The organism is Microbacterium sp. CFBP 13617 (assembly GCF_014839445.1).
In the GTDB taxonomy this organism is placed as follows: domain Bacteria; phylum Actinomycetota; class Actinomycetes; order Actinomycetales; family Microbacteriaceae; genus Microbacterium.
In genome coordinates this window covers 64,948-90,108 of sequence record NZ_JACYNW010000004.1, presented here as the reverse complement: position 1 = coordinate 90,108, position 25,161 = coordinate 64,948, and the positions used below count along the sequence as shown (strand labels likewise).

At 70.6% G+C, this 25,161-nt stretch carries 23 protein-coding genes; 4 read left to right on the top strand and 19 right to left on the bottom strand.

Annotated features, from left to right (window positions below; translation table 11 throughout):
• Positions 1–15: 15 nt before the first annotated feature.
• From IFU40_RS12335 to IFU40_RS12300, 8 genes are all read right to left on the bottom strand, one after another.
• Positions 16–1,143: a LacI family DNA-binding transcriptional regulator gene (locus IFU40_RS12335; RefSeq protein WP_191926520.1), complete on the bottom strand. Its 1,128-nt coding sequence runs from the start codon at positions 1,141–1,143 to the stop codon at positions 16–18.
• Positions 1,144–1,153: 10 nt separating this feature from the next.
• On the bottom strand, positions 1,154–3,031 hold the full coding sequence (locus tag IFU40_RS12330; RefSeq protein ID WP_191926519.1) for a glycoside hydrolase family 3 protein: 1,878 nt from the start codon (positions 3,029–3,031) through the stop codon (positions 1,154–1,156).
• A 51-nt stretch (positions 3,032–3,082) separates the two neighbouring features.
• The gene (locus IFU40_RS12325) at positions 3,083–3,979 is read right to left on the bottom strand and encodes a carbohydrate ABC transporter permease (protein ID WP_191926518.1); all 897 of its coding nucleotides are present in this window, start codon (positions 3,977–3,979) and stop codon (positions 3,083–3,085) included.
• 11 nt (positions 3,980–3,990) lie between these two features.
• The gene (locus tag IFU40_RS12320; protein WP_191926517.1) at positions 3,991–4,938 is read right to left on the bottom strand and encodes a carbohydrate ABC transporter permease; all 948 of its coding nucleotides are present in this window, start codon (positions 4,936–4,938) and stop codon (positions 3,991–3,993) included.
• 4 nt (positions 4,939–4,942) lie between these two features.
• On the bottom strand, positions 4,943–6,205 hold the full coding sequence (locus IFU40_RS12315) for an extracellular solute-binding protein (RefSeq protein ID WP_191926516.1): 1,263 nt from the start codon (positions 6,203–6,205) through the stop codon (positions 4,943–4,945).
• A 157-nt stretch (positions 6,206–6,362) separates the two neighbouring features.
• Positions 6,363–6,968 carry a TetR/AcrR family transcriptional regulator gene (locus tag IFU40_RS12310; protein ID WP_191926515.1) on the bottom strand — a complete coding sequence of 202 codons (606 nt, stop codon included), beginning with the start codon at positions 6,966–6,968 and terminating at the stop codon, positions 6,363–6,365.
• Positions 6,969–7,044: 76 nt separating this feature from the next.
• Positions 7,045–8,661 carry a glucoamylase family protein gene (locus tag IFU40_RS12305; protein ID WP_191926514.1) on the bottom strand — a complete coding sequence of 539 codons (1,617 nt, stop codon included), beginning with the start codon at positions 8,659–8,661 and terminating at the stop codon, positions 7,045–7,047.
• 172 nt (positions 8,662–8,833) lie between these two features.
• Positions 8,834–10,312 carry a helix-turn-helix transcriptional regulator gene (locus IFU40_RS12300; protein WP_194717088.1) on the bottom strand — a complete coding sequence of 493 codons (1,479 nt, stop codon included), beginning with the start codon at positions 10,310–10,312 and terminating at the stop codon, positions 8,834–8,836.
• 129 nt (positions 10,313–10,441) lie between these two features.
• On the opposite strand from IFU40_RS12300, the gene aceA reads away from it, so the two are divergent.
• Positions 10,442–11,758: an isocitrate lyase gene (gene aceA / locus IFU40_RS12295; protein WP_191926513.1), complete on the top strand. Its 1,317-nt coding sequence runs from the start codon at positions 10,442–10,444 to the stop codon at positions 11,756–11,758.
• Between the two features lie 186 nt (positions 11,759–11,944).
• A complete protein-coding gene (aceB, locus tag IFU40_RS12290) occupies positions 11,945–13,603 on the top strand; it encodes a malate synthase A (protein WP_191926512.1) in 1,659 nt (552 codons plus the stop codon).
• An 87-nt stretch (positions 13,604–13,690) separates the two neighbouring features.
• Here aceB and IFU40_RS12285 read toward each other — a convergent pair whose 3' ends face one another.
• Positions 13,691–14,986: a chloride channel protein gene (locus IFU40_RS12285; protein ID WP_070409395.1), complete on the bottom strand. Its 1,296-nt coding sequence runs from the start codon at positions 14,984–14,986 to the stop codon at positions 13,691–13,693.
• A 179-nt stretch (positions 14,987–15,165) separates the two neighbouring features.
• Here IFU40_RS12285 and IFU40_RS12280 point away from each other — a divergent pair, with 179 nt between their 5' ends.
• A complete protein-coding gene (locus tag IFU40_RS12280) occupies positions 15,166–16,365 on the top strand; it encodes an aminotransferase class I/II-fold pyridoxal phosphate-dependent enzyme (protein WP_191926511.1) in 1,200 nt (399 codons plus the stop codon).
• A 146-nt stretch (positions 16,366–16,511) separates the two neighbouring features.
• Here IFU40_RS12280 and IFU40_RS12275 read toward each other — a convergent pair whose 3' ends face one another.
• The 4 genes from IFU40_RS12275 to IFU40_RS12260 form a co-directional block, all read right to left on the bottom strand.
• Positions 16,512–17,648, bottom strand: coding sequence for a UDP-N-acetylmuramate dehydrogenase (locus IFU40_RS12275; protein WP_191926510.1), 1,137 nt, complete (start codon positions 17,646–17,648; stop codon positions 16,512–16,514).
• Positions 17,648–18,052 carry a MaoC/PaaZ C-terminal domain-containing protein gene (locus tag IFU40_RS12270; protein WP_191926509.1) on the bottom strand — a complete coding sequence of 135 codons (405 nt, stop codon included), beginning with the start codon at positions 18,050–18,052 and terminating at the stop codon, positions 17,648–17,650. The genes IFU40_RS12275 and IFU40_RS12270 overlap by 1 nt, the downstream gene beginning before the upstream one ends.
• Positions 18,049–18,498: an FAS1-like dehydratase domain-containing protein gene (locus tag IFU40_RS12265; protein WP_055838919.1), complete on the bottom strand. Its 450-nt coding sequence runs from the start codon at positions 18,496–18,498 to the stop codon at positions 18,049–18,051. The genes IFU40_RS12270 and IFU40_RS12265 overlap by 4 nt, the downstream gene beginning before the upstream one ends.
• 67 nt (positions 18,499–18,565) lie before the next feature.
• Positions 18,566–19,363 carry a sulfite exporter TauE/SafE family protein gene (locus IFU40_RS12260; protein ID WP_055838922.1) on the bottom strand — a complete coding sequence of 266 codons (798 nt, stop codon included), beginning with the start codon at positions 19,361–19,363 and terminating at the stop codon, positions 18,566–18,568.
• 351 nt (positions 19,364–19,714) lie between these two features.
• Between IFU40_RS12260 and IFU40_RS12255 the strand changes: the two genes are divergently transcribed.
• A complete protein-coding gene (locus IFU40_RS12255) occupies positions 19,715–20,350 on the top strand; it encodes an NADPH-dependent F420 reductase (protein ID WP_191926508.1) in 636 nt (211 codons plus the stop codon).
• Positions 20,351–20,429: 79 nt separating this feature from the next.
• Here IFU40_RS12255 and IFU40_RS12250 read toward each other — a convergent pair whose 3' ends face one another.
• The 6 genes from IFU40_RS12250 to IFU40_RS12225 all read right to left on the bottom strand — a co-directional run bounded on the left by IFU40_RS12250 (position 20,430) and on the right by IFU40_RS12225 (position 25,074).
• Positions 20,430–21,590, bottom strand: a complete 1,161-nt coding sequence (locus IFU40_RS12250; RefSeq protein WP_191926507.1) for a cystathionine gamma-synthase — start codon at positions 21,588–21,590, stop codon at positions 20,430–20,432.
• Entirely contained in the window at positions 21,587–22,591 is a 1,005-nt protein-coding gene (locus IFU40_RS12245; protein ID WP_191926506.1) for a pyridoxal-phosphate dependent enzyme, read from the bottom strand. Before IFU40_RS12245 ends, IFU40_RS12250 begins: the two co-directional genes overlap by 4 nt.
• A gap of 128 nt (positions 22,592–22,719) precedes the next feature.
• Positions 22,720–23,568, bottom strand: coding sequence for an SDR family oxidoreductase (locus tag IFU40_RS12240; protein ID WP_191926505.1), 849 nt, complete (start codon positions 23,566–23,568; stop codon positions 22,720–22,722).
• Between the two features lie 69 nt (positions 23,569–23,637).
• On the bottom strand, positions 23,638–23,958 hold the full coding sequence (locus IFU40_RS12235) for a hypothetical protein (protein ID WP_055838936.1): 321 nt from the start codon (positions 23,956–23,958) through the stop codon (positions 23,638–23,640).
• Complete coding sequence (locus tag IFU40_RS12230) at positions 23,955–24,527, bottom strand: hypothetical protein (RefSeq protein ID WP_070409390.1); 573 nt, start codon at positions 24,525–24,527, stop codon at positions 23,955–23,957. The genes IFU40_RS12235 and IFU40_RS12230 overlap by 4 nt, the downstream gene beginning before the upstream one ends.
• A gap of 4 nt (positions 24,528–24,531) precedes the next feature.
• Complete coding sequence (locus IFU40_RS12225; RefSeq protein WP_191926504.1) at positions 24,532–25,074, bottom strand: RNA polymerase sigma factor; 543 nt, start codon at positions 25,072–25,074, stop codon at positions 24,532–24,534.
• Between the last annotated feature and the right edge of the window lie 87 nt (positions 25,075–25,161).

Below are 25,161 nucleotides of genomic sequence, written 5' to 3'. Positions count from 1 at the left end.
CGTCCGACAGATCGATCAGCAGCCGCAGCTCGCCCGCACGAGCACGCGGGGCTCGAACACCACGTCGAAGACCCCGCCCGCGGGCGGCGAACCGGCGGTGCCGGCGAGGATCCGCGCGGCGGCGCGTCCCATCGCCTCCATCGGCTGGCGGACCGTGGTCAGCGGCGGGATCGTCAGGCGCGAGCCGAGCGTGCCGTCGAAGCCGGTGACGATCACCTCGTCGGGCACGCGCACCCCCTCGGCGGCAAGCACGTCGAGCAGGGTGAAGGCGTTCTGGTCGGTCGCGCAGACGAACGCCTGCGGCATGCGCCCCTCGGCCAGGAGCGCCCGTACCTGCGGCACGAGCTCGTCCTCGCCGCGCACGGTCGCGTCGATGGAGTCGGGGCGGGGACGGATGCCGCGGGCCTGCAGCTCCGCGCTCATCGCACCGCGTCGCTCGACGGCATCCTCCGCCTCGAGGCGCCCCACGAAGGCGAGGTCGGTCGCCGCGTGCTCCTCGACCAAATGGGAGACGAGCGAACGCATGCCGAGGGTGTTGTCGACGCGCACCCGGTGGTGCCGGTCGTCGGCCGGGGCGGCACTGAAGAGCACGATGGGAATGCTCGGCGTGTGACGTGCGAGAGTCGGCGCGGTCTGCGGCGAGGGGAAGATGGCCAGCCCGTCGACGCGACCGACCGTGTCGGCGACCGAGACATCGGCATCCGATCCACTGCTGAGCATCACCGGCCGCCCGAGAGCCCAGCACTCCAGCTCGAAACCGCGCTGCACCTCGTCGACGTAGAGGGGGAACGCCCGCGGGTCCGACAGCACGTCGTCGTCGGTCTGGTCCCAGGCGATCACTCCCCCGGTGTCGAGCGCCGGCGACTGCATGCCGCTCAGCGGCTGTGCCAGCGGGTCGGCGCGCTCGAGCAGGAGGTCGAAGGCGTGCAGGCCGAGGATGCCGGTGCGCCCGCGCGCGAGGCCGCGGGCGGCACCGCTGGGCGCGTACCCCAGCCGCCGTGCCGCGTCGAGCACGCGCTGGCGCGTGGCCTCGCTGAGCTTGTCGGGGCGGCGGAATGCGAACGACACCGACGCGATCGAGACGTTCGCCTCCTGCGCGACGTCGTACACCGTCGGCCGCCGCGTCGGTTGCTCCTCCGGCATCGGATCGGCCCTACCCCCTCTGCGACACCGTCGCCATCGCGCCCGCCAGGTCCAGCCCATGGTGCACGGGGAAGACGGGATCGCCGGTGTCCGACGGTACATCCTCGCGGGAGGAACGCACGGCATCCATCGATCGGGGGATCTCGATCGGCAGTCGACCGCGGGGGGCGACACGGCCGGTGAGTGCGTCGAGCACCGCCGTCGACGAGCTGCCGTAGTCGGCGACGATGGCCGCGGCGTGACCCACGAACGGCGTGAGGATCGCGGGCCGGTCGAGGTTCACCACGATCACCAGGGGGCAGGATGCCGCGATCCGGGTCAACCGGTACACCAGCCCCGGCGCGAACTCGAGCGAGCCCTGGTGGAACCACGCTTCGAGGAAGAGGTCGTCGCGCGGGTCGAACGGGGCGCCGATGCGGACGAGGGCGAGATCCGCCTGGGCGGGGTCGGCCACCGTGCGACCGAGTTCGGCGACCTCGTCGGCGCGGAAGCCCTCGACGTACACGGCGCCCACGGGCTCGAGCGGCAGGACGGGTCGGCCGTCCCGCTCATCGTTCACGAGCACCGTCAGCGATCGAGCCTGCGCCTGCTCGCCGAGGGCACGGAACTCGGCGTTGCCGACGATGCGTTCGGCCTCGTCGACGTCGACGTAAGGGTCATCGAAGAGCCCGAGTTGGAACTTCACCCGCAGCAGACGCCGCGCCGAGTCGTCGAGGCGCTCCTCGCTCACCCGGCCCGAGCGCACGAGATCCAGGAGCATCTCGACGCACTCCTCTCCGCCGAACTGGTCGCTGCCGGCATCCAGGATCTTCTCCATGCGCTCGCTCGCGGTGAGGTGCTCGACGCCCCAGGCGCGGGCGGGCAGCACCTGGTCGCCCACGTGGTTGTCGTTGACGAGCTCCCAGTCGGTGACGACGACGCCGTCGTAGCCGAGCTGTTCGCGCAGCAGGCCGGTGACGATCTGGCGGTTGTAGCCGAAGCCGACCTCCTCGATCCCCTCGCCATCGAGCTCGAGTCCGACCGGCATGCCGTAGTACGGCATCATCGCGGCGGTCCCCCGGCGGATGGCCTCGCGGAACGGCTCGAGGTGGTAGTCGAACATCCCGCCCGGGTACACCTGCTCGCGGCCGTACGGGAAGTGCGCGTCCTCACCGCCGAGCTGCGGGCCGCCGCCCGGGAAGTGCTTCGTCGTGCAGGCGACGCTGCCGGGTCCGAGCTCGTCGCCCTGGAAGCCCTGCAGGTACGCCGCGGTGAAGGCGGTGACCCGCTCGGCATCCTGACCCAGGGTCTGGGCCTGACGACCCCATCGCGGCTCGGTGGCGAGATCGATCTGCGGGTGGAGGGCGGCGCGGATGCCGACCGCGACGTACTCGCGGCGTGCCACCTCGGCGAACGCGCGCACGGTGTCGACGTCGTCGAGGGCCGCGAGCCCGAGCCCCTCGGGCCACTGCGAGAAGGGACCGGCCGAGAAGGCCACGCCGGTGTTCTCGACGAAGGCGTGCCGCGGGTCGGTACTGACGGTGACCGGGATGCCGTGCGGCGTCGTCTCGGCGAGCGCCTGGAGGGTGTTGTTCCAGGTCGCAGCCTGACGCGCGGTGCGGATCGCGTGCACGTTGAAGTGGTTCATGTGCTTGTGCACGACCACCGTGGTCGTCGGGGACTTCGAGATCTTGCCGGGCGCCTCGAGCACCTCGCCGTCGTCGCCGACCTCGATGACGGTCTGGAACATCAGCCCCGCCTTCTCCTCGAGGCTGAGGCGACCGAGGAGGTCGTCGACGCGTTCCTCGACGCCGAGGCGCGGATTCTCGTAGGGGTCCATCACGCCGTTGTGGTTGAGGTCGCGGAAACGCGTTCCGTCGGGCGCGGTGAGGAAACGGGGGGAGGTCATGGGAGTCCTTTCGAGGGCTCGGGTCTCACGGGCGGGGCGCGCGGCCCCGGATCACTTGAGACCGGTCGAGGCGATGCCCTGGATGAAGTAGCGCTGCAGGAAGACGAACAGCAGGATGATCGGCGCGATGACCAGCACCGACCCCGCCAGCAGCAGGCCGTAGTCGGTGGCGTTCTGCCCCGTCGAGTACAGCGACAGCGCGACGGGGAGGGTGTACTTCGCCTCCGTCTGGGCCGCGACCAGCGGCCAGAGGAAGTTGTTCCACGAGGCGAGGAAGGTCAGGATGCCGAGGGTCGCCAGCGGCGGCCCGCACAGCGGCATGACGATGCGGGCGAAGATCCGCAGTTCGCCCGCGCCGTCGATGCGCGCGGCCTCGAGCAGCGGATCCGGGATGCCGAGCATGAACTGCCGCATGAGGAACACGCCCAGCGGAGTGGTGACGAACGGGAGGATGAGCGCGGCGTAGCTGTCGACGAGACCGAGCGACGACACCATCACGAACAGCGGCACGAAGGTGACGACGCCCGGGACCATCAGGGTCACCATGACCACGGCGAACAGCGCCTTCTTGCCCGGGAAGTCCATCTTCGCCAGCGCGTAGCCGACCATCGAGCAGAACACGAGGTTGCCGGCGACGGTGACCAGTGCCACGAGGACACTGTTGCCGAAGAACTGCCCGAAGTTCAGCTGGCCGAACCAGGTGGCGAAGTTGTCCCAGGTGAACTGCTCGGGCCACCACGTCGGCGGGCGCTGCAGGATCTCGCGCTGCGTCTTGACCGACCCCAGCAGCATCCACGCGAAGGGCAGGATCCAGACGATCAGGCCGACGAGCAGCACCGTGTACGTGAGCGCGCGCCCGGGCGTGACGCGCTTGTCAGCGCGGCGGCGGCGCGGCGGCCGAGTCGCTTCGGCGACGGCGGCCGGCGCCGCGGGAGACGTGAGTGTCATGGCATCCTCCTTCAGTCCTTCGCGCGCAGCACGCGGAACTGCACCAGGCTGAGCAGGGCGATCGCGAGGAACAGCAGGTAGCTGGCGGCCGAGGCCGCGCCGTACTGTCCGAAACCGAACTGCTTGAACGTGTAATAGGCCACCGAGAGGGTGGAGTTGAGCGGGCCGCCCTGCGTCATCACGAAGGCCTCCTCGAAGAACTGCAGGAACCCCACCGAGATGAGCACCGCCCCCAGCAGCAGGGTCGGACGCAGCAGCGGGAGCGTCACCGAGGTCAGACGCCGCCACGACGAGGCGCCGTCCATGAGGGCGGCCTCCTTGACGTCGGTGGGGATGGCCTGGAGCCCGGCGAGGAAGATCACCATGAGCGTGCCCACGTTGCGCCACACCGCCATCGCGATGAGCGAGGGAAGGGCGGTACGCGTGTCATTGAGCCAGTCGGGGCCCTGGATGCCGATGATCGCGAGCGCGGAGTTGAGCAGTCCCTCGGGCTGCAGGATGTAGCGCCAGACCACGGCCACGGCCACGATGCTCGTCACGACCGGCGCGTAGAAGCCGACGCGGAGCACCGAGACGAAGCGACCCGTGCTCGCGTTCAGCGCGAGGGCGAGGGCGAGAGCGACCGCCATGGTCACCGGGATGCCGACGAGGACGAACGTGGCGGTCACGCCCAGCGACGTGAGGAAGACGGGGTCCGAGAGGACGCCCGCGTACTGCTCGAGCCCGACGAAGTTCACCGCGAACGGCGAGCGGATGTCGCGCGCCGTGAAGTCGGTGAACGACATGGCGAAGGAGCCCACGATCGGCACGACCATGAAAACCGCGAAGACCGCGACGAACGGCAGGGCGAAGCCCCACGCGACCCATCCCTGACGCCGGCGGCGACTCGACGCCCCACCGGCGCGGGCGCGACCGGGGGCCGGAGCCCGCCCGGTCGCACCCACGACTGCCTGCGTCATGATCTCAGCCCAGGCCCAACTGATCGGCGGTCGCCTGGAGCTCTGAGAGGCCATCGGCCGGCGCCTGCTGGCCGAGACGGATCTTCTCGAGCATGGCGTCTCCGGCGGCGGCGACCTGGACCCAGGTGGTCACGGCCGGGACCGACTTGGCGGTCTCGAGCTGCGTCCCGAATGCGGCGAGCGTCTCGGACGAGGCGAGGGCATCGGCCTCCCAGGCGGCCTGGACGGCGGGGAGGTCGCCGGTGGCGTCGTACCAGGCGGCCTGGGTCTCGGGCTCGGTCAACCACTCGACGAGCTTCCACGCGCTGGCGGCATTGTCGGAGTTGTCGAAGACGGCGAGGTTGGCCCCACCGCTGAACGAGGTCGACGACTCCTTCTTCGGCAGGACGGCGGTGGAGAACTTGTCGCTGAAGCCCGCTCCGCCGAGCTCTTCGAGCTGACCGATGAGGAAGGGACCGTCGATGAGCATCGGCGTCGCACCCGAGACGAAGTCCGCCTCCTGCGCCCCGGCCGAGCGGTCGGCGGCCGGGTTGGCGATGCCATCGGTGTAGAAGCTCTGGTAGTAGTCGAGGGCCTCGGCGGTCTCGGGGGTGTCGAGAGTCCACTTCGCGCCGTCTTCGAGCTCGGCGCCGTTGGACCACGGCATCCAGAGATTGCCCTGGAAGGAGTCGTTGCCCGCGGGGAAACGGATGCCGTAGTCGGCGCCGCCCTTCGACTGCATGTCGGCGGCCATCTTCTTCAGGTCGTCCCAGGTGGAGGGAGCCGTGGTCCAGCCGGCCTGGGCCGCGATGTCGGTGCGGTAGTAGAGCACGCGCGTGTCGACGTACCAGGGCACACCGGTCGCACGGTCGTCGATCATGGTCGAGTCGATCGCCCCGGGGAAGATGCCGTCGGTCGACAGGTCGGTGGGCACCGTCTGCAGGGCGTCGCCGAAGTCGGCCATCCAGGTCGAGCCGACCATCGCGAGGTCGGGAGTGTTTCCGCCGGCGATGGCGGTCTGGAACTTGCTGTAGGCGGCATCCCACGGCACGGGGGTGACCTCGACGGTCACACCGGGGTTGGCCTCTTCGAAGCTCTTCACGAACTCCGGGAGCGCCTCGCCCTCGGCACCCATCGCCCACATCGTGAGCGTGCCCTGGGCCTCGGCGTCGCCGATCGTCGAGGCCTCGGCGGCACCGGAACCGGTGTCGGAGGTGCGCCCGCAACCGGTGAGGACGATCGCGGCCGCGGCCACCACGGCCACTGCGCTCCATCGGGACTTCTTCATCGTGTTCCTCCTCGAACCAGGCACCCTCCATCGGGTGCTCGTGTGAACGTCTGCCGTGAGTTTAAGCGCATAACCTGCGCTGCGCAAGACGCGGACGGGCGGTGGTGCGGCCCGGCGGCAGCGCCCGCCGGAATCACCAGACGTCGGATGCCGGCTTTCAGGCGGGCGGCCGGAGATACCCGCGCACGAACTCCGCGAACAGCGCCGACATGTCGACGGAGTCATCGAGAAGCCACTGCTGCTGCAGCCCGTCCATGACGGCGCTCAGCAACCTCGCCGCCCGCGCGGGGTCGATGTCCGACCTCACCTCTCCGGCGGCCTGACCCGCACGCAACAGGTCGGCCGCGGTCTCGGCACTGCGGCGATACCGTTCGGCGAACGCCTCGTGGGAGGGATGGGCGGGGTCGCCCGCCTCGGCGACGACAAGCGTGTACAGGGACGTCAGCCCGCGGGTCGTGGCGTTGTGCGCGACGACCTTCTGCATCTGCTCGACGAGGGTGTGCTCTCGCGGATCGCCGGCGGCGGCGCGGACGCGCTCGTCACGCTGGCGCAGCACCTCGGCGAACAGCTCCTCCTTCGAGGCGAAGTGGTGCATGAGTCCCGCGGGCGTCACGCCCACGCGCGTGGCGACCTCGCGCAACGACCCCGCGGTGACACCGGAACGCCCGAACACCACGACGGCCTCGTCGACGATGCGCTGGCGGGTCTGTTGACCCTTGGGGTAACTACCGCGACGCGCGCGCGGAGCTGCTGCGTCGGTCATCGGCATCCCCTCCCCTGTCCGGACGCACCGCTGCCCGGCACCTCCGCAGGGCACCGGGCAGCGGTCGTGTCCGTCGTCAGGGGCGTCGATCGCCCCACGACGAGCCGAAGACCTGCTGTTCGATGGCGGGCGTGAGGTTCTGCTCCATCCTGTCATCGACCATGTAGTCCTTGAGGCTGTCGCCGGTCAGGGCGTTGCCGATGGCCGCCATGATCATCGACTGATCGAGCGAGAGGTACCGCTCGGCGACCGTTCCGCTCTCGACCGCCACCGCGTCGAAGAAACCGCCGGGGCCATAGGCGCCCATCTTCTCGAGGCCGCGCAGGTTCTTCAGCACGCCCGGGCGGTCGTACGGCAGCGCGAGGAAGGCCGCGTGCGGGGTGACGACGCCGTCACCGAAGGTCGGGTCGGGGTTCGTCCCCTCCGCGCAGCCCGGACGGTCGACGTCGACGTCGGTCTTCTCGGCGTCCGAGGTGTATCCGTCCGAGCGGATGCCGGCGATGTCGACACCGTATTCGGAATAACCGCCGAAGGGGTTGCTGGCGGGCGAGAAGCCCCAGGAGCCGTAGCCGGCCTCGTTCAGGCCGTGACGCTTCTGCACCTCGACGGTGATCGGGTGGTTCAGGCCCCAGGATTGCGGACCCCACTCGGCTTCGGGGATGAGGAGGTCGGGCATCAGCGCCTCGAACATGCTGCCACCCCAGCTCGGCACGAACGACATGCCGTCGTACGCGTACACGCCCTCGTACACGTCGACGCCGTCGTAGGTGCGGGTCTCGCCGGTGGGCAGTTGCTCCTGCCACGCCCAGTCGCAGCCGGCGGGCATCGTGCGGTGGGTGCCGAAGAGACCGGATGCCGGGATCGAGCCCTCGGAGATGCCGAGATAGGTCGCGATGCGGCTCTCGCTCACGGTCGTGTCGTAGTGGTGGCAGGTGTAGAACGCCTGCTCGCCGCTGTCGTTGTACATGGGGGCCTCGACGGCGCAGCCGTCTCCGGGAGGGGCCTCCCAGAAGCCGCCGCGATTGGTTCCCGCGGGGAGTCCCGCGGCACCCGCGGCATCGAAGAACGCCGAGAAGTCCATCGAGCGGTACAGCGCATCTGCGCGGCCGGCGAGCGTCGGCTCGGCCTCGCGGACGATCCGCAGGCCCGCGGCGAGCCACCCGTTGTCGACCGTGCTGAGGAAGGGGTGGATGACCTCGCCCGAGGTGGGGAAGATCTCGAGCTTGGCCCCGGTGTCGGGCGCGTACCAGTTGTAGTACATGCCGCTGCCGTCGTTGCGCTCCATCGTCTCGAGCGTCGACACGGTGGCGGTCAGGCGTTCGCGCGCTTCGTCGGCGCCGATGACCCCGAGGTCGCGGGCGGTCACCGTCGACCAGAGATAGCCGCCGATGTTGGTCGGCGAGGTGTATCCGGATGCCGTGGCCGCATCGAGCGCGCCGCCGATGTTGTCGTCGGGCAGGCCGGTGTTCTCGTGGGCCATCGCGGCGAGGGAGGTCCACGTGTCGGCGGCGTAACGGGCGAGGTCGCGGGCGCCGGGCCCGGCGTGCGACGGCGGACCGGCGTGACCGGGCGGGTCGGAGTGTCCGGGCGAACCGGGTTTGTCGGGCGGAGTGGCGAACGCGGGCGCGGAGGCGGCGAGGCCGCCCAGGACGAGTCCGACGATCGCGGCGGAGGCCGCGAGGGTGTGCTTCATGACTGCTCTCCTCATCGAAAGCGCTCCGGGGGGACGGAGCTCGTTGAGCTAAAACCATACACTTGGCAGGTTTTATCTCAACCCCTTCCGTCCAGACGCTCTCGCCGACCCTCGGCGCGCGACATGAGCATGTCGCCCCGCATGGCCCTCAGTCTGTGCAGTGCACACCCGCTCACGTGCGCGGCGCGTGCGCCTCCAGGAACTCGTACAACTCCGTCGTGTCGACGCCGGGGAACGCTCCGGTCGGCAGGGTCGCCAGCAGCGTCCGCGGGGTGCGCACGTTCGGCCAGGCCTTGTCGCGCCACGCAGCCTCGAGGTCGGCGGGCGCGCGGCGGCAGCACGTCTCGACCGCGTGCCGCGAGACCCCGCGGTTGGGGGTGTCTCGTCCGCGGAACCATTTCGTGTCGTCGAAGCGCACGCCCACGCTGACCGAGTGCGCGCCCTCGCTCGACTGCTCCACGCGCGCGGTGCACCAGTACGTGCCGTTGCCGGTGTCGGTGTACTGGTAGTACGGGTTGAAGAGGTCGTCTTCGTCGAACACGACGCGGCTCGTCCACCGCCGGCAGCACATCTGCCCCTCGATCGAGCCCAGCCGGTCGGTGGGGAAGTTCACGTCGTCGTTCTCGTAGGCCTTCGTGATCGTGCCCGACTCGTGCACCTTCAAGAAGTGCACCCGGATGTCGAGGTGCACCGTCGCGAGGTTGGTGAAGCGGTGCGCGGCGGTCTCGTACGACATCGAGTAGGCGTCGCGCAGGTCTTCGATGCTGATCGTGCGCCGCTCCTTCGCCTCGCGCAGCGCCGGTACGACGTGCGCCTCGGGCATGAGCAGCGCCCCGGTGAGGTAGTTCGTCTCGACGCGCTGGCGGAGGAACTCGTCGTAGCTCGTCGGCTCGCCGTGGCCGAGCATGCGGCTCGACAGTGCCTGCAGCACCGCCGCCCGCGGGTCGCCCTTCGCGACGGTGGTCGAGAGGTAGAGCCGCCCGTTCTTGGCATCCGCGATGCTCCGCGTCGACGACGGCAGGTCGGGCACGTAGTGCAGCGAGAAGCCGAGGTGCGCGGCGATGTCGCTCGCGCCGCGCTGCGTGAGGGGTCCGCCGGGGTGCTCGATCGCCTCGAGCATCTCGGATGCCACCCGCTCCAGCTCGGGGAAATGGTTGTCCTGCGTGCGCATGAGACGACGAAGAGCCACGTTCGCCCGACGCGCCTCCTCGGGCGTCGCCGACCGCTCCTCGCGGAGGCGTTCGATCTCGCCCTGAAGCGTCAGCATCGCCGCGAGCACCTCGTCGGGAACCGCGCGTGCGACGCGAAAGGGGGCGATGCCCAGCGCCTGGAAGGTGGGCCCGCGCATCGCGCGCTCCACCGACAGCTCCAGCGTCGCGCGCGGGTCCAGCGGCTCGGCATCCAGGATCTGGTCGAGCGTGCATCCCACTGCCCGCGCGATCGCCTGCAGCAGCGTGACCTTCGCCTCGCGGCGGCCGTTCTCGATCATCGACATCTGACTCGGCGCGCGACCGACCGCGGCGGCCAGGTCGTCGAGCGTCATGCCGCGAGCGGTGCGCAGCTGCCGGATGCGCCGACCGATGGTGAGGGTGTCCACCTCGTCATCGTCGAATGGGAGGGATGCCGAAGAAGCGGAGACGCCGGTGTCCATGCGCCATGTTCTCACTGGAACAGAAGATCGCGCGATCTTCACACGAGAAACTCCGATTGGCGGGGTTGTTCTTCGCGGACAGTGGTCTCCACGGGGCACCGCAGCCCCGGCATCCGAAGGAGAACGCTCATGACGATCCAGGCCACCCCCGCCCCGCAGCCCCTGCGCCCCGGCGACCAGACCGAGACCGCCGACGAGATCCGCACCGCGTGGGAGAACGATCCCCGCTGGGACGGCATCGAGCGCACGTTCTCGGCGGAGGACGTCGTCCGCCTCCGCGGAAGCGTCCGCGAGGAGTCCACCCTCGCCCGCCGCGGAGCCGAGAACCTCTGGAACCTCATCCACACCGAGGAGTACGTCCGCGCCCTCGGCGCCTACACCGGCGGACAGGCCGTGCAGCAGGTGCGCGCCGGCCTCAAGGCCATCTACCTGTCGGGCTGGCAGGTCGCCGCCGATGGCAACCTCGCGGGCCAGACCTACCCCGACCAGAGCCTCTACCCCGCCAACAGCGTGCCCGCGGTCGTGCGGCGCATCAACAACGCGCTGCTGCGACAGGACCAGATCGAGCGCGCCGAGGGGGAGATCACCCAGGACTGGCTCGCGCCGATCGTCGCCGACGCCGAGGCCGGCTTCGGCGGCCCGCTGAACGCCTACGAGCTCGCGCAGTCGCTGATCCAGGCGGGGGCCGCCGGCATCCACTGGGAGGACCAGCTCGCGAGCGAGAAGAAGTGCGGCCACCTCGGCGGCAAGGTGCTCGTGCCGATCCAGCAGCACATCCGCACCCTGAACGCCGCGCGTCTGGCCGCCGATGTCGCCGGAGTGTCGACCGTGATCATCGCACGCACCGACGCGTTGGCCGCCGACCTGCTCACCAGCGACGTCGACCCGCGCGACGCGGAGTTCCTCACCGGCGAGCGCACGAGCGAGGGCTTCTACCGGGTGCGACCGGGGCTCGAGTCGGTCATCGCGCGCGGCCTCGCCTTCGCGCCCTACGCCGACCTCATCTGGGTCGAGACGGGCGAGCCCGACATCGAGCTCGCGCGTAGCTTCGCCGAGGCGATCCACGCCCGCTACCCGGGCAAGAAGCTCGCCTACAACTGCTCGCCGAGCTTCAACTGGAAGCGCCACCTCGACGACGAGCAGATCGCCACGTTCCAGGCCGACCTGGCCGCTCTCGGCTACGCCTTCCAGTTCATCACGCTGGCCGGCTTCCACGCCGTCAACCACTCGATGTTCGACCTCGCCCGCGGTTACGCCGAACGCGCCATGAGCGCGTACGTCGAGCTGCAGGAGGCCGAGTTCGCCGCCGAAGCCCACGGGTACACGGCTACGCGCCACCAGCGCGAAGCCGGGACCGGCTACTTCGACGTCGTCTCCACCGCGCTCAACCCCGACAGCGCCACCCTCGCCCTCGCGGGCTCCACCGAGACCGCCCAGTTCCACTGACCCCCGCCCCTTCGCCTCCCGTCCCCATCCCCCGTCCCCCATCCCCGTTGAGTGTCCAAGACCCGCCGTAACGGCCGCGTCCTTTGCGGCGTGTCCTGGACACTCAACGGCTTCACCGACCCGAGAGGGACGGTGGAGAAGGACAGCGGAGAGGGGCGACGGGGGAACGCACAGAAAGCCAGGACCATGACCCTGATCACCTCTCCCCCGCCCATGACCGAAGAATCCCGGATGCCGAACCCTCCGGAATCCGCCCCGCACCTGCGCCTCGAGCGGCCCCTCGACGGACGCGACGGCGAGATCCTCACCCCCGCCGCCCTCGCCTTCCTCACCGAGCTGCACGACCGCTTCGCGCGCCGTCGTCACGACCGGCTCGCGGCGCGCCTGCGTCGCCGCTTCGAGATCGGCACGGGCGACGACCCCCACTTCCGCGCCGACACCGCGCACATCCGCGACGACCCGTCGTGGCGCGTGGCCGGGGCGGGACCGGGACTCGAAGACCGCCGCGTCGAGATCACCGGACCCACCGACCCGAAGATGACGATCAACGCGCTCAACTCCGGCGCCCGCGTCTGGCTCGCCGACCAGGAGGACGCCACCAGCCCCACCTGGCGGAACGTCATCGGGGGGCAGCTCTCGCTGTTCGACGCGATCCGCGGACAGCTGTCGTTCACCAGCGTCGAGGGCAAGCGCTACGAGGTCACCGCCGCACACACGCCGACGATCGTGATGCGCCCGCGCGGGTGGCACCTGCCCGAGAAGCACGTGACGTTCATCGACCGCTCCGGCCGCGAGCTGCCGGCATCCGGTTCTCTCGTCGACTACGGCCTGTACGTGTTCCACAACGCCCACGCGCTGATCGCCGCGGGCCGGGGACCGTACTTCTACCTGCCGAAGATCGAGTCGGCCGAGGAGGCCCGGCTCTGGGACGACGTGTTCACGTTCACCGAGCAGCGACTGGGCCTCGCGCACGGCACCATCCGCGCCACGGTGCTCATCGAGACCCTGCCGGCGGCGTTCGAGATGGAGGAGATCCTGTTCGCGCTCCGCGACCACTGCGCGGGCCTGAACGCCGGGCGATGGGACTACATCTTCTCGATCATCAAGACCTACCGCGGCCGCGGGGCGCGCTTCGTGCTCCCGGGGCGGAGCGACGTGACCATGACGGTGCCGTTCATGCGCGCCTACACCGAGCTGCTCGTGCAGACCTGCCACAAGCGGGGCGCGTACGCGATCGGCGGCATGAGCGCGTTCATCCCCAACCGGCGTCGCCCCGAGGTGACCGAGGCTGCGTTCGAGAAGGTCGCCGCCGACAAGCGTCGCGAAGCCGCAGACGGCTTCGACGGCACGTGGGTGGCGCACCCCGACCTCATCCCGGTGGCGCGCGCCGAGTTCGACGCCGCGTTCGGCGACGGATCGAATCAGCTGCACCGCCTGCGCGAGGACGTGGAGGTCGAGCCCGCCGATCTGCTCGACCTGCGCATCGGCCTGCCCATCACCACGGCGGGGGTGCGGGGCAACGTCTCGGTGGCCATCCGCTACATCGAGGCGTGGCTGCGGGGCCTCGGGGCCGTCGCGATCGACGACCTCATGGAAGACGCCGCCACCGCCGAGATCTCACGCTCGCAGATCTGGCAGTGGATCCACCAGGACCGCGTGACCGACGACGGCACGGCGATCACCCGGTCGTTCGTCGAGCAGCTGGTGACCGAGGTGCTCGACGATGCGCACCGCCTCGACGGCGACCGCTTCGACGACGCCGCCGAGGTGTTCCGCGAGGTGGCGCTGCGCGCGGAGTTCCCGGCGTTCCTCACCCTGCCGGCGTACGCGAAGTACCTCGACTGACGCCCGGGTTCATGCGCCCCTTCCGCCCACGCGGGAGGGGCGCATCGCCGTGCACCGGTGGAGACGGACGCGGCGCGACGCGCGGGTTCAGGGACGCGCCGGGTCGATCGGCGCGAAGCGGCGCAGCCCCGCACGCGACGACAGGCGCGACGCGGCGAGAGACCCCGCGACCGCGAGGAAGATCGGCAGCAGCAGGGTGAAACCCGTGTCGGTGAACTCGATCACCAGCGCGATCGCGGTGAAGGGGGCGCGCATGTTGGATGCCAGGAACGCCGCCGCCGCGACGATCGCCAGCGCCGTGCCGTCGGCTCCGGGCCAGACGAACGCCCACCCGGCCGCGGCCGCGGCCCCCAGCGCCGCCCCGATCGCCACGGAGGGCTGAAGGGTGCCGCCGATCGCGCCCGAGCCGAGCGACACGGTCGTGGCGACGTACTTGAGCAGGGCGAGCAGCAGCAGGATCAGCGCGGGCTGCGACAGGTCGAACCCCGCCGTGGCGAGCGCGCGACCGTTGCCGAGGATCAACGGGAAGAACGCCCCCACCGCGCCGACCGCGGCGAAGGTCAGGGGCAGGACGACCAGCAGCTTCCAGCCGGTGGGACGGAAGCGCGCGAGCTTCTTCGTGACCGTCGCGAAGCTCGTCGCCCCCCACCCCATCAGCGGGCCGATGAGCAGGGCCGCGACCACGAGCGAGGGGTTCACTTCGACGGATGCCACGTGGTAGAGCGACTCGTCGCCCACGAGCGGACGAGCCACGAAGGTCGCGATCGCACTGACCGACAGGGCGACGACCGCCGCTCCGACGCTGAACTGCGCGAGCAGGATCTCGAGCGTGAACAGCGCCCCCGCCAGCGGCACGTTGTAGACGGCGGCGAGGCCCGCACCGGCGGCGGCGGCGATGAGGATACGGGCCCACCGGGCATCGAGACCGAACCAGCGGACCACCTTCGAGCCCGCCATCGCCGAGAGCTCACGGGGGGCGACTTCTTTGCCGATCGAGGCGCCCAGGGCCACCGAGGTCACCTGGATGACCGTGTCGGCGAGCGTTTCCCACCACGGCATGTGCGCGCCGTCGACGCCCTGCTCGACGGTGGCGAGCCGGCGTCCGAAGCGACGGAGCAGGTACCACCCGAGCGCCGCCACGACCCCGGCCCCGCCGACCGTGACGATCGGCAGCCACCACACGGCGGGCATCGCCAGACCGTCGAGGAACGGTCCCTCTTCGTGGCCCCAGACGAGGTGCTCGATCGTGTGCACGATCCACACGAGAAGGAGCACGGCGAGACCGGTGGCGACGCCGACGATGAGGCTGGCCAGGCCCAGCTTCAGCAGGGCCCCGATCGCGCGACGGTGGATACGCGGGGGCGCCAGGGGTTCTGCTGTCACGCCCGCCACGCTAGCCCACGCGCGCGCCCGCGCCGGACCGTGCGCGGGGTCGGCCTGTGCGCGGGCGTCGGCGGCTCGGCATCCGGACTCCGGCGATGCGGCCCCGCTCCCGGCGGAGACGACCTTCGCGGGCCGTCACACCTCTCGTCGGGCGCGGGCGCGAACAGTAGGCTCGGACCGTGACTTCCCGCGCCCCGCTCTCTCGCAAGCTGTCCGCCATCGCCGAGTCCGCGACCCTCAAGGTCGACGCGAAGGCCAAGGCCCTCCAGGCCGCCGGCCGACCGGTCATCTCGTATGCCGCGGGCGAGCCCGACTTCGCCACCCCCTCGTTCATCGTCGATGCCGCGGCCGAGGCGCTGCAGAACCCCGCGAACTACCGCTACACCCCCGCCGCCGGGCTCCCGGTGCTGCGCGAGGCCATCGCGGCCAAGACGCTGCGCGACTCGGGGCTGCAGGTCGCCCCCACGCAGGTCGTCGTGACCAACGGCGGCAAGCAGGCCGTGTACCAGGCGTTTCAGACCGTGGTGAACCCCGGCGACGAGGTGCTGCTGCCCGCGCCGTACTGGACCACGTACCCCGAGGCCATCGCGCTGGCCGACGGCACGCCCGTCGAGGTGTTCGCCGGAGCCGACCAGGACTACAAGGTCACGGTCGCCCAGCTCGAGGCCGCCCGCACCGACAAGACGACGGTGCTCGTCTTCGTGTCGCCGTCGAACCCGACCGGTTCGGTCTACACGCCCGAAGAGACCGCCGAGATCGGCCGCTGGGCTCTCGAGCACGGCATCTGGGTGATCACCGACGAGATCTACCAGAACCTCACGTACGAGGGCGTCCGCGCGGTCTCGATCGTCGAGGCCGTGCCCGAGCTCGCCGAGCAGACGATCATGCTCAACGGCGTCGCCAAGACCTATGCCATGACCGGGTGGCGCGTGGGCTGGATGGTCGGACCGGCCGATGCCATCAAGCTCGCCGCCAACCTGCAGTCGCACCTGTCGAGCAACGTCAACAACGTCGCCCAGCGCGCGGCCGCCGCGGCCCTCAACGGTCCTCAGGACGAGGTCGAGCAGTTCCGCGCGGCGTTCGACCGTCGTCGTCGGCTGATCGTGTCGGAGCTGTCGAAAATCGACGGCGTCGAGGTGCCCAACCCGCTCGGCGCGTTCTACGTCTACCCCGACGTGCAGGGACTGCTGAACCGCGAGTGGGGCGGGGTCACCCCGACCACCTCGCTCGAGCTGGCCGACCTCATCCTCGAGCAGGCCGAGGTGGCCGTGGTGCCCGGCGAGGCCTTCGGCCCCAGCGGCTACCTGCGCCTGTCGTACGCGCTCGGCGACGAGCAGCTGCTCGAGGGCGTCCAGCGCCTCCAGCGCCTGTTCTCCTGACGTCCGCGCGCCGTCGGGCGTGACGAGCGGAGGAGCAGGGACCGGCGGAGGATCGCACCGCGCGATCCGTCCTCCCCTCGTCCCCGCTCCTCCCTCCGTCACTCACCCCGGGGCCAGCCGATACCGACCTCGCGCCACCGAGCCGGCTACAGCTCGACGTTCACCAGCACCGGCTCGGGCTGCAGCAGCAGTCCGAACTCGGACTGCACGCGGCCCTGCACGAAACGGGCGAGCTCCGCGATCTCGGCGGCCGTCGCCTCGCCACGGTTCGTGAGCGCCAGCGTGTGCTTGGTCGACAGGCCGGCGCGCGAGCGCGGGAAGCGGAACCCGCGGCCGAGACCTGCGTTCTCGATCAGCCACGCCGCGCTCACCTTGACCTCGTGCCGCTCCACGGGCGGCGGGGGCAGGATGCCGTCGAACGCGGCGAGCGGGATCACGGTCACCGGGTCGAGCACCGGGGTCATCGGCCACCGGGGGCACGCCGCGGGGAGCGTCCGCGCGAAGGACTGCGACACGATCGCATTCTGGAAGAACGAGCCCGCGCTCCAGGTGTCGGGGTCTTCGGCGTCGAGCACCATGCCCTTGCGAGCACGGGTCGCGAGCACGTGATCGCGGATCCAGCGCAACGACACCGCGTCGCGCTCCTCGAGCCCCAGGGCGTTGCGCAACTGCTCACCGGTGATCGGTCGCTCGCCGTCGCCGACGCGCTCGAGCTCGAGGGTCACCGACAGGATCACCGCGGAACGATCCGGCACCGACCCGTAGTGCTGCTTCAGCACCGAGGTGCGAAAACCGAGCTCCAGCTCGGACGCGGGAACGACCGACACCTCACCCGTCGCCTCGTCGATCAGCTCGACCTCGACGAGGGTCTGCACGATCTCCTGACCGTAGGCACCGATGTTCTGCACGGGGGCGGCACCGACCGTGCCGGGGATGCCCGACATCGCCTCGATGCCCGCGAGACCCCGCTCCACGGTCTCGGCGACCAGCGCGTCCCAGTCATGGCCCGCCTGCACGCGCACGCGCACCGTGTCGGGACCCGAACCGGGGAGCTCCTCGACGCCGGTGGTGCGCACGCGGATGACGGTGCCCTCGAACGCGTCGTCGCCGACGAACAGGTTCGACCCGCCGCCGATCACGAACCACGCCTCACGATCGGCCCACACCGCACGCAGGCTGGCGATGAGCTCTTCTGCGGTGGTCGCCTCGATCATGCGGGCGGGGGCACCGCCGGTGCGCAGCGTCGTGAGCTGCGACAGGGGGATCGGAACGACGTCGGGCATCAGGACACCCGCACCCGCACCTGCGCCTTGCCGAGCACGGTGGTCTCGGCGAACGTCACGGTGAGGTCGATGCGGGCGATCTCGTCGTCGACGGCGCCCACCTTGGCGCTGATGTGCAGGTCGGCGCCGGTCTCGGGGTCGACGACGACGGGACGCGTGAAGCGCACGCCGTAGTCGGCGATGCGTCCGCTGTCGCCCAGAGCCTCGGCGAGCGTGCCGACGGCGATCCCCATCGTGAGCATGCCGTGCGCGAGCACGCCCGGGAGCCCGACGGCGGTGGCGACATCGTCTCGGTAGTGGATGGGGTTGAAGTCGCCCGACGCCCCCGCGTAGCGCACGAGCGACTCGCGCGTGAGGTGGACCGAGCGTTCGGCGACGACCTCGCCGACGGTGAAGCCGCTCATGCTCCGGCCTCCCCGGCGAGAAGGATGCTGGTCGTGGTCACCACGTGAGCGCCCGCGGCATCCACGATCTCGGCCTCGCTGGTGATCATGGCGTTGCCCCCCATCGAACGGATGCCGGTGACCGACAGCGTCGCGACGAGCTCGTCGCCCGCGACGATCGGGCGCGTGTAGCGGAATCGCTGTTCCGCGTGCACGAGGCGCGACAGCTCGATGCCGGAGTCGGGGTCGCCGAGCAGCTGCTGGAGAGTGAGGTCCTGCACGACCATCGCGAACGTCGGCGGCGCGACCACGTCGGCGTAGCCGAGCGCGCGCGCGGCGTCGGGGTCGGAGTGCTGCGGGGCGTCGGCGAAAACGGCACGCGCGAACTCGCGCACCTTCTCACGGCCGACCAGATAGGGAGCGGTCGGCGCGAAGGCTCGACCGACGAGTTCGGGGTTCACGGGCACGGGGCAAGTCTACGGCGGGGCGTCGGCTGCGCTCGGCGAACGTCCCGCTCGGAGCGGTCGATCGAGCTCAGCGCTGGTGACGCCCGCGCACGGCCTTGACCGCGATCTGCGAGGCGATGAAGACGAGGAAGATCGAGAACAGCACGTTGGCGACGAAGGGGTCGACGGCCTTCGCGATCTGCGCCCCCACGGCGGTCGTCGCGCACGCGGCGGCACCGACGCACACGGCGGCGACGAGATCGACGTTGCGACGGCGCAGGTTGCCGACGGTGCCCGAGATCGCGGTCGGGATCATCATGAGCAGCGAGGTGCCCTTCGCGATCAGGTCGCTCGTGCCGAACAGCAGCAACAGCGCGGGGACGACGATGATGCCGCCCCCCACCCCGAGCAGTCCGGCCAGGATGCCGGTGACCACACCCAGGACGACGAGCCCGGGCCCGGTGACCCAGGTGAGCACCAGCTCGGCGTCGCGCGAGGGGATGACGAAGTACAGGCTGACGATCACGGCGAGGAGGAACACCACGAACGACCATCGCAGAGCCGTCTGCGACAGCTTCGGCAGGAGCCACGTGCCGATCTGCGCACCGACCACGGCGCCCGCGGCGAGGATCAGCGCCGGCAGCCACGCGACGTGCCCGTCGACCGCGTAGGTGATCACGCCGACCGAAGCGGTCGGCACGATGGCCGCGAGAGAAGTGCCGGCGGCGAGGCGTTGGTCGAAGCCGAGCAGCAGCACGAGCAGGGGCACGATGACCGTGCCGCCGCCGACACCGAACAGGCCCGACATGAGGCCCGCGAGAAGACCGACCCCGATGCACACGGCGAAGAAACGGGCGGTGTGCGGTGGGCGCGTGGCGGTGGTCACGGATGCGGCTCCTCGAACGGGACGGGAGGGAGGGGACCCTCGCCGACGCACCAGTCTTCCACCTCATGGGTAGGTCGCCGACGACCGTCACCGGGAAAGAAAGCGGCCCCCGGTGGTCCGAAGCCGCGTCCACCGGGGGCCGTCGCCCTCGCAGGTCCAGCAGGACGGTGACCCGAACACCGGCCGGCGACCTCTTTCGCGAGGGTGCGACAAGAAGGACGTTATTGGGCCGCATGTCGGCACGACGACCGGTTGACACGAATATCTAGAACTGCTAATTATTTAGTCCGCTGATGGTCAGGCGATCCCCGTCCGGGAATGCGCTCGGCGGTCGACCCGTTGCCGATGTGCATGACAACAGTAGGAATCATCGGAGCAGGACACATCGGCTCGGCCCTCGCGAAGGGCTTCGCGAAGAACGGCTACGACGTCGTCATCGCCAACTCGCGCGGTCCCGAGACCCTCACCGACCTCGTCGCCACCGTCGGCGACCGCGCGCGCGCCGCGACCGCCCAGGAAGCGGCCGAGGCCGGCGACATCGTCGTGGTGACCGTCCCGCTGAAGGCGTACACCGACGTGCCCGTCGCTCCCCTGGCCGGCAAGACCGTGCTCGACACCAACAACTACTACTTCGAGCGCGACGGCCACATCGCGGCTCTCGACGACAAGCAGACGACGACCTCGCAGATGCTTCAGGAGCACCTTCCCCAGTCGACCGTCGTGAAGGCGTTCAACCACATCCGCGCGGCCGACATCCTCACCGACGGCTCCCCCGCCGGCACCGAGGGGCGCCGCGCCCTCGCCACCTCGGGTGACTCCGACGAGGCGGTCGCGCTCGTGACCCGCATCTACGACGAGTTCGGCTTCGACACCGTCAACGTCGGACCGCTCAGCGAGAGCTGGCGCGTCGAGCGCGACCAGCCGGCGTACGTCGTGCGCCAGACCGCAGAGAAGCTGACGCAGAACCTCGCCCGCGCCGAGCGCTGACCCCGCCACCCACGCGCGTGAGGTGCCCATGTTCGTCGCTTCGACGACGTACATGGGCACCTCACGCACCGCACAGGGGTCAGAGCGCGGCGAGCGCTCGATCCACGTCGGCCACGAGGTCCTCGACCGACTCGATGCCGACCGACAACCGCACGATCGTGTCGGGCACGGCGAGTTCGGTTCCGCGCACCGAGGCGTGGGTCATGGCATCCGGGTAGTTCACCAGCGACTCGACCCCGCCCAGCGACTCCGCGAGCGTGAACAGACGCGTGGACTCGGCGAAGCGGCGAGCAGCCGCACCGTCGGCCAGGGCCAGTGACACGATGCCCCCGAAGCCGCTCATCTGCCGCGCCGCGAGCTCGTGCCCGGGGTGCGACGGGAGTCCGGGGTAGTACACCTTCGCGACGCGGTCGTGGCCGGCGAGGTGCTCGGCCACCGCCTGCGCGTTGGAGCTGTGACGCTGCATACGCACGGCGAGGGTCTTGATGCCGCGGGTGGTCAGGTACGCGTCGAACGGGCCCGAGACCGCGCCGGCGGCGAACTGCAGGAACTGCACCTTCTCGGCCAGGGCGGCATCGGCGAAGGCGAGGGCCCCGCCCACGACGTCGCTGTGCCCGCCGAGGTACTTGGTCGCGGAGTGCACCACGACGTCGGCGCCGAGCGAGAGCGGGCGCTGCAGCGCGGGCGAGGCGAAGGTGTTGTCGACGACGACGAGCGCGCCGGCCGCGTGGCCGAGGCGGGCGAGACCCGCGATGTCGGTGATGCGCAGCATCGGGTTGCTGGGGGTCTCGACCCAGACCATGCGCGGCGCGCGTTCCTCGATCGCTGCCGCCACGGCATCCAGGTCGCTCATGTCGACCACGCGCAGCTTCACGCCCCACGGCCCGAGCACGCGGGCGAGCAGCCGGTACGTGCCGCCGTAGACGTCGTTGCCGAGCAGCACCTCGTCGCCGGGCACGAGGGCCGCGCGCAGCAGGGCGTCTTCGCCGGCGAGACCCGAGGCGAACGACAGGGCCCGGGTCGCGCCCTCGAGGGCGGCGATCTGCGTCTCGAGCGCCGTGCGCGTGGGGTTGCCGCTGCGGCCGTACTCGTAGCCGCCGCGGAGTCCGCCGATGCCGTCCTGGGCGAAAGTGGTCGAGACGTGGAGGGGCGGGATAACCGCTCCCGTGGTCTCGTCGGGCGCCTGGCCCGCGTGGACGGCGAGACTGTCGAAGCCGCGGGCGGCGTCGTGGGTGCTCATGCGGAGTGCTCCTCGGTGGGGGTCGGAAGAAGGGATGCCACGGGTGCAACGTCGTAACCGCGCTCGATCATCCAGTCGTCGTCGAAGATCTTGCTGAGATACCCGCGTCCGTGGTCGGGGAGGATCACGACGACCACGGCATCGGCGGGGAGATCGCGCGCGACGCGGAGGGCGCCGACGACGGCCATGCCGCTGGAGCCGCCGACGAGAAGTCCCTCTTCTCGGGCGAGGCGCCGCGTCATCGCGAACGACTCGGCGTCGGAGACGCGCTCGTACGCGTCGACCAGGGTGGGGTCGAAGGCCGTCGGCCAGAAGTCCTCGCCGACCCCCTCGACGTCGTAGCCGTGGATGTCGCCGCCCGAGTAGATCGAGCCCACCGGGTCAACCCCGACGATCCGCACGCCGTCGCCGGCGACCTCGCGCAGGTACCGACCCGACCCGCTGATCGTGCCGCCCGTGCCGACTCCGGCGACGAAGTGGGTCAGCTGCCCGTCGGTGTCGCGCCAGATCTCGGGACCGGTGGTCTCGTAGTGGCTGCGCGGGCCGTTCGGGTTGCCGTACTGGTTGGGCTTGAAGGCGCCCGGGATCTCGCGGACCAGGCGGTCGGAGACGCTGTAGTAGGAGCGGGGGTCCTCCGGCTCGACGTTCGTGGGAGTGACCACGACCTCGGCGCCGTACGCCCGCAGCACGGCGCGCTTGTCTTCGGCGACCTTGTCGGGAACCACGAACACGCAGCGATACCCGCGCTGCTGGGCGACCAGTGCCAGGCCGACCCCGGTGTTGCCGCTGGTCGGTTCGACGATCACCCCGCCCGGGCGGAGCGAGCCGTCGCGCTCGGCGGCGTCGACGATGTTCGCGGCGATGCGGTCTTTCGCCGAACCGCCGGGATTGAAGTACTCGATCTTCGCCAGCACGGTGGCGGCGATGCCCTCGGTGACGCGGGTCAGACGGACGAGGGGGGTGTTGCCGACGAGGTCGGCGACGCTCTGGGCGTAACGCACGGTGGGGTCCTGGTGGGTCGATGCGCCCGGGGGCGCGGCTGACGGGGTCGTCGAAAAGAGAACGCGAGGGCGTTCAGCGACAACAGCGACAGGTCAGCACGCGGCCAGCATAGCCGACCCGCACGTCGTCAGGAGACGGCGCCGAGGAACTCCTCGAAACTCTGCGCCGGCCGGCCGGTGACCCGCTCGACATCGCCGGACACCCCGGCCTGGTCGCCGCCGGCGATCGAGGTGTACGTGCTCACCCAGGCATCGACCTGCCAGCGGGGCGCACCGAACGCGGCTCGCGAGGCGTACGCCTCGTCGATCGTCTCGTCGACGAAGCGCACCGGGTGCCCGCGGACCGCCGAGATCTTCTCGGCCACCTCGGCCATCGTCAGCGCCTCGGGGCCGGTCAGGTCGTACGAGACATCGGCGTGGGCGGCGGGATCGAGCAGCACCGACACCGCGGTGGCCGCGACGTCGGCGCGCGAGACGAGCGAGCATCGCCCCTCGCCCGCGGGACCCCGGATGACCCCGTCGTCGCCGGCGAAGAGCTCCATCATGTCCATGTAGAAGTTGTCGCGCAGGAACGTCCACCGCATGCCGGAGGCGCGGATGATGTCTTCGGTCGCCGCGTGGTCCCGCCCGAGGGTGAACACGGCGTCGGGAGCGGCGGCGAAGAACGAGGTGTAGACGATCGAGCCGACCCCCGCGGCCGCGGCGGCCTCAACGAAGGTGCGGTGGTGCTCGACCCGGTCGGCGGTCTCGGAGGCCGAGACCATGAAGAGCGTTTCGACGCCCTGCAGCGCCGCGCGGGCGGCATCCGCATCGGAATACCGGGCCACGTGCACCTCGGCGCCCGCCAGGGCGGGGGCGCGCGAGGCGTCGCGCACCAGCAGACGTTGCGGGATCCCGCGGGCGGCGAGGTCGCGGGCGACGCGACCTCCCACGGCTCCGGTGGATCCGGTGACGGCGATGAGGGGCGGCGTGGACATACGGCCTCCGGGAGGTGTGAGCGGTCCCCCCAGCGTAGGCCGCTCCGCCGACACGCGGCCGCGAACGTCCTACGAAGCGGGCGCCACGAGTCGCGCGACGCGCACGCGGACGGTCGAGGGCACCTCGTCGCGCGCGGCCCCCCGCGCCGCGATCGCGACGGCGGATGCCACGGCTCCGGCGTCGTCGTCGGCGGAGACGCCGACGCAGACGGTGATGGCCCGGGCCCCACCGGCCTGTTCGACCTCGGCGAGAGACCCCTCGACGTCGGCGACGTGCTCGTAGGCCCGCGTCACCACGGGACGTGCGGAATAGCTCTCCCGCACGCCCTCGACGGCCGTGACGGCGAGGTCGATGCGCGGCGCGAGTTCCGCGGCGGAGATCCCGGTCATTCGTCTTCTCCCTCGTCGAGGTGCACGTCGCCGACGGTGACGTCCACACGACCGACCCGCAGGTCGCCGTGCCGTTCGATGGCCGAGCGGATGCCGTCGCGCATCTCGTCGACGGCCTCGGTCATCGCGCGTCCGAACCGCACGCTCACGGTGACCCGCACGTCGAGAGGCGCCCCGGGCTCGACGTGGTCGAGACGCACGCGGCCCACCAGGAGCCCCTCGATGCCGTCGCCCACCGAGCGGATGAGCTCGTAGATCGCGCCCTCGGTGACCACCAGTTCGACGCCCTCGTCGGACTGCGCCAGAGGGATGTCGCGGCCGGCGCGGAACTCCCGCATCACCTCGCGCATGATGCCGTCGTACCAGGACTCCGCGAGCGGTTCCGCGGCCTGCTCGTCGACGATCGCGCGCGAGAGCTGCCCCATGCGCTGCATGGAGGCCAGGATGGCCTGGCACTCCGCGTTCCGTTCGATGGCGTTGATCCGCGGCACTCGGCCGCGATCCAGGTACGCGGAGAGGTCCTCGAGCGAATAGCCCGAACCCCCGATGTCGTCGCTGTGCTCGTTCATCCGGTCACCTCCACTCCTGCATGCGGTCCAACACGGTCTTGCGCGCCCGGGCGAGTCGGCCGCGCACGGTTGCCGCGGGCTGCCCCACCTCGATGGCGATCTCGTCGTAACTGTGGCCGCCGATCTCGCGCAGCACCCACACGACGCGCAGTTCTTCGGGTAGATCCGCCAGCACCTTCTTCAGCGCGTCCATCTGCGACGATGCCACAACTGCGCGCTCCGGGTCGTCTGCCGCCGACACCATCTCTTCGTCGATCTGCTCCGAGATCTTGCGTGAACGCATGCGGTCGGTCACCTTGCGCGACACGATCGTGGTCAGCCAGCTACGCACCTTCTCGGGCTCGGTGAGGTCGGGCAGGCGCCGCCATGCGGTGATCAGTGCTTCCTGCACGCAATCGTCGGCGTCGGCCCGGGAGCGCGTCAGGCGCGTCGCGAACGCGACGAGGAAGGGCGCATGGCGACGCACGAGAACCCCGAAGGCGAGCTGGTCGCCGTCGGCCGCGCGTGACGCGAGGAACGCGTCGGAGGCGGAAGACAAAGAGGGCATCGCGGTTCCTGTCAGCAGACTTTCAGCCTCATGTTCGTGACGTTTCCCGAACCGAGCGCGTCCCCATAGCGAAACACCCCGGACCCG

What these genes read in the sequence shown, in the direction of transcription:
- IFU40_RS12335 (WP_191926520.1), bottom strand. Translation starts at nt 1,143, where the DNA reads ATGCCGGAGGAGCAACCGACGCGGCGGCCGACGGTGTACGACGTCGCG.
- IFU40_RS12330 (WP_191926519.1), bottom strand. Translation starts at nt 3,031, where the DNA reads ATGACCTCCCCCCGTTTCCTCACCGCGCCCGACGGAACGCGTTTCCGC.
- IFU40_RS12325 (WP_191926518.1), bottom strand. Translation starts at nt 3,979, where the DNA reads ATGACACTCACGTCTCCCGCGGCGCCGGCCGCCGTCGCCGAAGCGACT.
- IFU40_RS12320 (WP_191926517.1), bottom strand. Translation starts at nt 4,938, where the DNA reads ATGACGCAGGCAGTCGTGGGTGCGACCGGGCGGGCTCCGGCCCCCGGT.
- IFU40_RS12315 (WP_191926516.1), bottom strand. Translation starts at nt 6,205, where the DNA reads ATGAAGAAGTCCCGATGGAGCGCAGTGGCCGTGGTGGCCGCGGCCGCG.
- IFU40_RS12310 (WP_191926515.1), bottom strand. Translation starts at nt 6,968, where the DNA reads ATGACCGACGCAGCAGCTCCGCGCGCGCGTCGCGGTAGTTACCCCAAG.
- IFU40_RS12305 (WP_191926514.1), bottom strand. Translation starts at nt 8,661, where the DNA reads ATGAAGCACACCCTCGCGGCCTCCGCCGCGATCGTCGGACTCGTCCTG.
- IFU40_RS12300 (WP_194717088.1), bottom strand. Translation starts at nt 10,312, where the DNA reads ATGGACACCGGCGTCTCCGCTTCTTCGGCATCCCTCCCATTCGACGAT.
- aceA (WP_191926513.1), top strand. Translation starts at nt 10,442, where the DNA reads ATGACGATCCAGGCCACCCCCGCCCCGCAGCCCCTGCGCCCCGGCGAC.
- aceB (WP_191926512.1), top strand. Translation starts at nt 11,945, where the DNA reads ATGACCCTGATCACCTCTCCCCCGCCCATGACCGAAGAATCCCGGATG.
- IFU40_RS12275 (WP_191926510.1), bottom strand. Translation starts at nt 17,648, where the DNA reads ATGCCCGACGTCGTTCCGATCCCCCTGTCGCAGCTCACGACGCTGCGC.
- IFU40_RS12270 (WP_191926509.1), bottom strand. Translation starts at nt 18,052, where the DNA reads ATGAGCGGCTTCACCGTCGGCGAGGTCGTCGCCGAACGCTCGGTCCAC.
- IFU40_RS12255 (WP_191926508.1), top strand. Translation starts at nt 19,715, where the DNA reads ATGACAACAGTAGGAATCATCGGAGCAGGACACATCGGCTCGGCCCTC.
- IFU40_RS12250 (WP_191926507.1), bottom strand. Translation starts at nt 21,590, where the DNA reads ATGAGCACCCACGACGCCGCCCGCGGCTTCGACAGTCTCGCCGTCCAC.
- IFU40_RS12240 (WP_191926505.1), bottom strand. Translation starts at nt 23,568, where the DNA reads ATGTCCACGCCGCCCCTCATCGCCGTCACCGGATCCACCGGAGCCGTG.
- IFU40_RS12235 (WP_055838936.1), bottom strand. Translation starts at nt 23,958, where the DNA reads ATGACCGGGATCTCCGCCGCGGAACTCGCGCCGCGCATCGACCTCGCC.
- IFU40_RS12230 (WP_070409390.1), bottom strand. Translation starts at nt 24,527, where the DNA reads ATGAACGAGCACAGCGACGACATCGGGGGTTCGGGCTATTCGCTCGAG.
- IFU40_RS12225 (WP_191926504.1), bottom strand. Translation starts at nt 25,074, where the DNA reads ATGCCCTCTTTGTCTTCCGCCTCCGACGCGTTCCTCGCGTCACGCGCG.